This window comes from Streptomyces muensis (assembly GCF_021474425.1).
Classification (GTDB): Bacteria; Actinomycetota; Actinomycetes; order Streptomycetales; family Streptomycetaceae; genus Streptomyces; species Streptomyces muensis.
The window spans coordinates 1-6,598 of record NZ_JAKEIP010000361.1 but is presented as its reverse complement, the minus strand read 5'-3'; the positions used below and the strand labels follow the sequence as shown (position 1 = coordinate 6,598).

Below are 6,598 nucleotides of genomic sequence, written 5' to 3'. Positions count from 1 at the left end.
GCCCCAGACGCCGCCCCCGCAGGGCCCGCCGTCCGGGTACGGCTACCCGCAGGCGCCGCAGGCCCCGACCCCTCCGGCCGGGTACGGCTACCCCGGCCAGCAGCCGCCCGCTCCGTACGGCCAGCCGCAGAACCCGTACGGGCAGCAGCAGGCCCCGTACGGTCAGCCGCAGCCGCCCGGCTACGGGTATCCGCAGCAGACCGTCCCGCTGCACCCGCAGGCCACCGGGCCCGGTGGCGGTGGCAGCAACAGCTCGCGGCTGGCCGTCATCGTGGCCGCGGCCGTCGTGGTGATCGCGCTGATCGTCGGCGGTGGCGTGTGGTACGCCAACTCCGGTGACACGGGCGGCAAGGACGACACCGCCGGCACGAGCGGCGGCACCAGTGGCGGGTCCGACGGCGAGGGCGGCGGTGCGGGCGGCGACACCCCCGACGGCACCGAGAAGGTGCCCTCCAACCCCAACTCCTCCGTCCTCTTCCAGGTCCCCGCGCCCAAGGTCGAGGACGACACCAGCGTCGTCGTGTCCGGCTCGTGGCTGACCGACAAGGCGTACGTCAAGAGCGGTGTCTCCGAGATCGTCGGCTACGACCCCGACAAGGGCACCAAGCTCTGGACGATCCCGCTGCCCGGACCGGTCTGCCAGGCCAGCAAGCACGTCAACGACGACAACCTCACGGCCATCGCGTTCCAGCCCGGGAAGCCGACCAAGGACAAGCCCTCCTACGGCTGCAGCGAGGTCGCGGCGATCGACCTCGACGCCGGCAAGAAGCTGTGGACGAAGCACGCCGAGGTGGACGGGTCGCCGATCCGCTTCGACAACGTCACCGTCAGCGGGGACACCGTCGCGGCCGGCGGCACCAGCGGCGGCACCGCCTTCGACATCGAGTCCGGCAAGCAGCTGTGGGTACCCAAGGCCGACGACGGCTGCTACGACCTCGGGTACGCCGGCGGCGAGAAGCTGGTCACGATCCGCAAGTGCGGCTCCTACCAGCAGCCTCAGCTGCACATCCTGACCATCGACCCGAAGTCCGGCGGGGTGATCTCCGAGTACAAGATGGCAGAGGGCGTCGAGTACGCCAGCGTCATCTCCACCGAGCCGCTCGTCGTCGCGGCGGAGGTCGGGGACACGGAATCCATCGGCCTCTCGGACGTCTTCTCGATCGACAACAAGACCGGCAAGCTGCGCATCCGTATCTCCGTGCCGAGCGACCAGTTCGAGGCCCGCTGCTCCGGTGTCACCACGATCGAGCAGTGCAAGGGCGTCGTGGTGGGCAACGACCGGCTCTACGTCGAGACCAAGCAGCACGACGGCAGCCGTGGTTCGTACGGCATGACCAACGAGATCGTCGCCTTCGACCTCGCCACCGGCAAGCAGACCGGGCAGCGGGCGGACGCGGGTGACCGGTACACGATGACGCCGTTGCGGATGGACGGGGGCAACGTGATCGCGTACAAGCGGCCGCCGTACGACAAGGGCGGGCAGATCGTCAGCATCGACGGGGGCACGTTCAAGCAGACCAAGCTGCTGGAGAATCCGGCGTCGAGGTCGGTGCGGGACGTGGAGACGCGGTTGTCTCCGCAGTACTCCGAGATCATCTACTCGCAGGGGCGGCTGTACATGTCGGCCGTGTACGCGAGCTCGTCGACGAGTTCGGACATTCGGAAGGTGCATGTGGTGGCGTTCGGGGCGCAGGGCTGAGTGCGAGTCAGGTGGCGTTGTCGGTGCGTCGCCGGCGCGTACGCACCGCCGCTGCTCGCGGCCGCTCCCGTAACCGAGGCGGGAGTAGTGCCGACAGGGTTGCGGCACCTGAGAGCCGCAGCGTCCGGTGCGGAGTGGTCTGGACGCCGACACCATCACGGCAGTGAGAGCCTGGCCAACCAAGGGAGGATCATTGCCGGTCGGCGGCCCGGAGCGCACGCGCCTTACCAGCCGCCCGCCCGACAGTCCGCTCACCCGTGTCCGGAGTCGCCCGCAATGTGGTGTAACCCGGCCCGGGCACACTCCAGAGGCCCCATGTCCCGCACACGTGCCTACGTAACCACTCTGATCCTCCTGCCCCTCCTCACAGGAGCCTGCACGACCCAGAGGCCGGACGACATCAACAAATCCCTCCCACACAAGAGCCGCGCGGACTCCCTGGCCTGGGCCAAGGAGTACACCGCAGTCATGGCGCAGTACGCAGAGGTGAAGATCGCCGATGAACCGGGTCCGAGGGAAGACTTCGAGACCTGTGTCGGCCGGAACGATGAAGTGTCCGAGGACGGGCGCTACACCCTCACCTATGCCGTCTATGCCAAACTCCCCGAGGACCAGCACATTGCCACGGTCCGCAAGGTCCGCAAGGCGCTCGAAGCACACGGAGTGCGTATCACCAGTCACACCGAGCGACCCGAGGTTCCCGAATCCATCCTGTATGGCAGGAACGACAAGGAGGGAATCTTCCTTATCGTGGACTCGGTGAACCCACCCGGCACTCTCCGGCTCTCTGTCTCCACTCCTTGCTTCCTTACTCCAGGAGCCAAGCAGCAGCAGTTCTGACCGCCTGAGCGGAACCGGACATGTCCCAGAGCACCAAAGCCGACCCGCCCGAGCTGCGTGCCAGAGTTCCCGGTGACGAACTCGGCCAGAAAATCGCCGATGATTCAGTTATGGTGTGGGGTTCCCGGATTATCGGCCTGACGGAGTGTACTGGCTATCCGACGGATTCCGCCGGGTGGAACACCAAGCGGTATTCCACCTATATCAAAGCCTCCTACCCGGGCGACGCGAAGGCTCGGCGGGAGGCGCTACAGCATCTCCTCCCGCCGTACTTGACAGCTGCTGCCCGCGCTTGGGCTGCTGACAGCGTGAGCGAGGCCTGTGTGGATGCGATCTTCGAAGACTCAGTATGTCAGCGGCCATCGGTGAACTCGGTGCCGACTGGGAGCCTCTCCATCTCGCCTGTTGGGGACAGGTCGAGATCGTTTGTGCAGCCGAGGCTGGTGGCGAACTTGGCCCCGGCGGCGACGAAGATGCGCCTGCGAGCGTCTGCCGCCTTTGCGTAGGGCAGCTCGCTCTGTGTCGGTCCTATCCACTTTCCTCTGACGATTCCCTCGCCGCCGCTGGCCAGGTGGCAGATGAAGTACAGGTCTACGAAATTCAACAGGGAGGCCACGGAGTCGACCCGGGCGGACCCGATGGAGTACGACGATACGGCGAATTCGGAGACCGGATCCGGTTTCCGGCTCCATCCGAACTCGAATTCTATCGTATCCTTCTGATAGATTTCCCCGTCTATAGCTGGCCTCTTGACTGTGCAGATACTTTTCAAGGCGGGCTTGGCGGGAGCGGGTTCGCTTACGGATTTCTTCATGGCCGCGGCCACATTCTCAATACGCGTGTCTTCCGAGCGGGTAGCTGGAGTCAGTCTGGTTGTGCCGTTGGCGAGTTCCGTAAACAACTCGCCGCCATCTTCACCAAGCAGGCCGTCGCATACCTCGTTGACACTCTGGTCAGGTATCGAGGATGAAGTACATCCCGTAATCAGCGTGCCCACGATGGCGAATGGTGCCAACCAAAGCGTCTTTCGTTGGACTGAAGACATCTTTTTCACCGGGAGTTGTCCGTATCTGTCTTTTCGCCACCTCGCGCGTATGCGGCGTCGAGTGCCGTGTTCCGAGCGTCTCGCGGCGGACCTTCTACGCCGTGACTGTTCATGTAGTTGTCGATGCCCGATCGGGCCAGTCTCTTGGCCGCGTAGTCGAATTCATCGATGTCATTGATCGCCTTGCCGCTGCTGTTTCGTTCACTCGCCTTGAGAGAGTCGGAAATCTCATTTCCCAGTCCGGTTTCCACGGCCGTGCCAGCGGCTTCGGCAATGGGAATGATGATGGGCGCAGCTTGTGGGGCGAGGATGGTGGCGGCTGCTTCGACCCCGGTTGTGGCACCGCCCACGGCGACGGAGACTCCCGCTTGCTTCCAGGCGGCGGCCTTCGCGAGTTCTTGGTTGTAGGCCTCGTCGCCCTCGCGGTATTCGCGGCCGATCTGTTCCGCGCGCGCCTCATCGAGGGCGCCGTGCATGAACATTCCCCACTCTGCGGCCCGGTACGCCTCAGGGGTGCCTTCGTGTGCGTGGATACGGCTGGTGGTGAAGGCCTGCTGGGCTTGGGACATGATGCCGTGGGAGGTTTCGTTGTTGCCAAGTTCGCGGACGAACTGCTGGGCAGTGACCGGTTCGATCCGGTTCTCATCCTTGGCGCCGAACAACTCCTCCATACCCCGCTGGCTGGGATCGGATCCATCGAGTCCTGACATGGCGTAATTGATGTCGTCGATGTAGGCCGCGCCGATGCGCCCCATACTGTCGGAGATGCCCGTCTGCTTGTCCATCAGCTCCGTCTCGGGATTCCCGTAGCGTTCCATGACCCGCTGCATGACGGCACGTTCGTCCTCGCCTCGGTGGAGTTCCGGTTTGGCGGCGCCGTAGTCGCTTCCTGTAGTGGCGGATTCCAGGGCGTGGCCGAGAGCGTCGTAGCCACGGGACTTGCCGCTGTCGTACTGGGGGTAGGCGTCCTCGGGCCAGACGCGGGCACCCTTCGCGCCTTCGCCGCCTACTACATAGTCGAAGTTCTTCTTGTCCTTGAAGAACTCGGTGGAGGCTTCATGGTTGTGGCCGAGGGCGTTCATGTAGCCCGTCATGGGGTCGGTGCCCCAGTCGTTGGTGAGGTCGATATCGCCGCCGTCGAGGCCGCTGCCGGGGATGACCTTGCCCAGGTATTCGTCGCTCAGCGAGTCGCCGTTCTTGATGGCGTCCTTCTCGTAGGAAATCAGTGCTTTCCCGTAGTCTTTGAGGAATGCGTCGTCGTAGCGGCCCGAGTTCATCAGGTCCGACATCACCTGGAATCCCCTGGGCTTGTGGAGATCGTGATCGAGTGCGTAAGGGCCGTCGGCGATGACGTCATTCTTCCAGTCCTGCATCGCCTTGCTGTCAGACTGGGTGGCCGTTCCGAGGGTCGCGCCGAGCTGGCTGCGGGTCTGCTCCAGGAGCTCCTTGCGGGCGCCCTCGGGAGCCGGCTTGTCGTGCAGGCCCATGCCCTCCCAGAACTCCAACGTGCCGCGGCCGCCCATACGGGTCGCGAACCGCTCAGAGAACTCGGGGTCCTTCTTGTGCTCCTTGAGGAGGCTGTTGAACTCCTTGAGCTCGCTGTTGCTCATGCCCTCACCCTTCTGGGCGAGTTGAACCGCGCGGGCGGAGTCATAGCGGTCCTCGGCCTTTTCCGTGTTGCCTGTGGCGTGCTCGTTGAATCCGTTCTTGTCATTGCCGACGTTGTAGCGCAGAGCAGCGGCAGCGCTGTCGTCGACCTCCGTGACCGTCTGCAGGATCTTGCGTATCTCGCCCTCGATCTCGTCGATACGGCGCTGCTCGGCAGCTACGGCTTGGCCGAAGCCGGGTTGTCCCTGGAGGTCGGGGTCGTCGACGACGGAGTCGGTGAAAGTGACCCTGCCCTGGTCGGAGATGCGGACCTTGCCGCCCGCCGTCGTCTCCTGCACATAATCATGGAGCCGCTTCTGTTGGGCCTTGAGGCTGTCGCGCGTCTCCGTGAGAACCTTCTCGATCGCCCGGGCCTGCTTCAGAGCGGAGTCGGCCTCGTGCCCCGCGTCCTTGATCTGCTTGTGGGCCATTGCGGCCGTATCGGGGCCAGCCCCAGTGGTGGTCCATCCCGCGGCCTCGAAGGGCTTTTGAGCCTTGGGCCGGTGGGATTCGTCGACCTCCTTCATCTTCCGTACCACCTCGTTCCACGCGGTAATGGCGTGGTTGAGGCGGGACAGGTTGAGGTGATCGAGCTGGGCGTAGGTGATCGACATGCTGATGCCCCGTCGGTTGTGGCTATTCGATGTCAGCTGCGAGTGCGTCAGCCGAAAGTGGCACGGATCTCGGCATGTGCGCCGCTGAACATCGCGGCGTTGGTGCGCTCGGCACCGGTGTACGCAGACCACGTGTCCCAAGTCCTCTGACCGAGGGCGCGGTAGGTGGCGTGCAGGGCTTCGCACTGGTGGTCCATCCACCGCGTCGCCAGGTGTTTCAAAGCATCGCCCAGCTGACCGTCCCAGTTGGCGCCGGACAGGCTCGCGGCAGCCTCGTCCAGGTCACTGCGCGGGAAATCACCAGCAATCCGGACCAAAGAAGCCAACTCGGAGCAGCCCCGGCTTGCTGTCAACAACTGCTCGGTGTCGTCGACATGTGTCGTGCCCACCATCATCGCCCCCAACTGTCTTATGTGTCAGGGGCATGGGCTCCCTGGACATTGCAGCATGGTAATTGACACATGAGTTCGCCTGCAGCGTGGATGTACCCACTTATCAACGCGGTTGGCGCGATGCCAAACCTCAACCCGAGGACGCTCAGAAGCCGTATCGCGTCTACCACCCCAGCGCCGGCCAAATGACTTTGGCTGAAAGCCCACGCCTATCTGATCGTCACGGACGCACGAGAGTCAGGATCTCGTCGCGCATGAGTGCGCTGCGGCTGTACACGCAGGCGGCGGGCTTCCGGAATGTGATGGGGGAGTATCGCTACCGCTGGTAGGGGTTGCCGCCGGGTGGGGGCTGGGTCGGTGG

At 64.4% G+C, this 6,598-nt stretch carries 5 protein-coding genes; 2 read left to right on the top strand and 3 right to left on the bottom strand.

Annotated elements, in window-relative coordinates:
* Both L0P92_RS40755 and L0P92_RS40750 read left to right on the top strand, forming a co-directional pair.
* A partial coding sequence (locus L0P92_RS40755) for an outer membrane protein assembly factor BamB family protein (RefSeq protein WP_234768184.1) occupies positions 1 to 1,699 on the top strand: 1,699 nt, incomplete at its 5' end.
* A 315-nt stretch (positions 1,700 to 2,014) separates the two neighbouring features.
* Positions 2,015 to 2,539: a hypothetical protein gene (locus L0P92_RS40750; RefSeq protein WP_234768183.1), complete on the top strand. Its 525-nt coding sequence runs from the start codon at positions 2,015 to 2,017 to the stop codon at positions 2,537 to 2,539.
* Positions 2,540 to 2,891: 352 nt separating this feature from the next.
* Here L0P92_RS40750 and L0P92_RS40745 read toward each other — a convergent pair whose 3' ends face one another.
* From L0P92_RS40745 to L0P92_RS40735, 3 genes are read right to left on the bottom strand one after another with little or no spacing between them, the layout of a single operon-like run.
* Complete coding sequence (locus L0P92_RS40745; protein ID WP_234768182.1) at positions 2,892 to 3,536, bottom strand: hypothetical protein; 645 nt, start codon at positions 3,534 to 3,536, stop codon at positions 2,892 to 2,894.
* A gap of 53 nt (positions 3,537 to 3,589) precedes the next feature.
* Positions 3,590 to 5,845 carry a hypothetical protein gene (locus L0P92_RS40740; RefSeq protein WP_234768181.1) on the bottom strand — a complete coding sequence of 752 codons (2,256 nt, stop codon included), beginning with the start codon at positions 5,843 to 5,845 and terminating at the stop codon, positions 3,590 to 3,592.
* A gap of 47 nt (positions 5,846 to 5,892) precedes the next feature.
* Positions 5,893 to 6,240, bottom strand: a complete 348-nt coding sequence (locus L0P92_RS40735; protein ID WP_234768180.1) for a hypothetical protein — start codon at positions 6,238 to 6,240, stop codon at positions 5,893 to 5,895.
* Positions 6,241 to 6,598 lie beyond the last annotated feature (358 nt).

Excerpts from the sequence above, each read along its gene's own strand:
- L0P92_RS40750 (WP_234768183.1), top strand. The coding sequence starts at position 2,015 with ATGTCCCGCACACGTGCCTACGTAACCACTCTGATCCTCCTGCCCCTC.
- L0P92_RS40740 (WP_234768181.1), bottom strand. The coding sequence starts at position 5,845 with ATGTCGATCACCTACGCCCAGCTCGATCACCTCAACCTGTCCCGCCTC.
- L0P92_RS40735 (WP_234768180.1), bottom strand. The coding sequence starts at position 6,240 with ATGATGGTGGGCACGACACATGTCGACGACACCGAGCAGTTGTTGACA.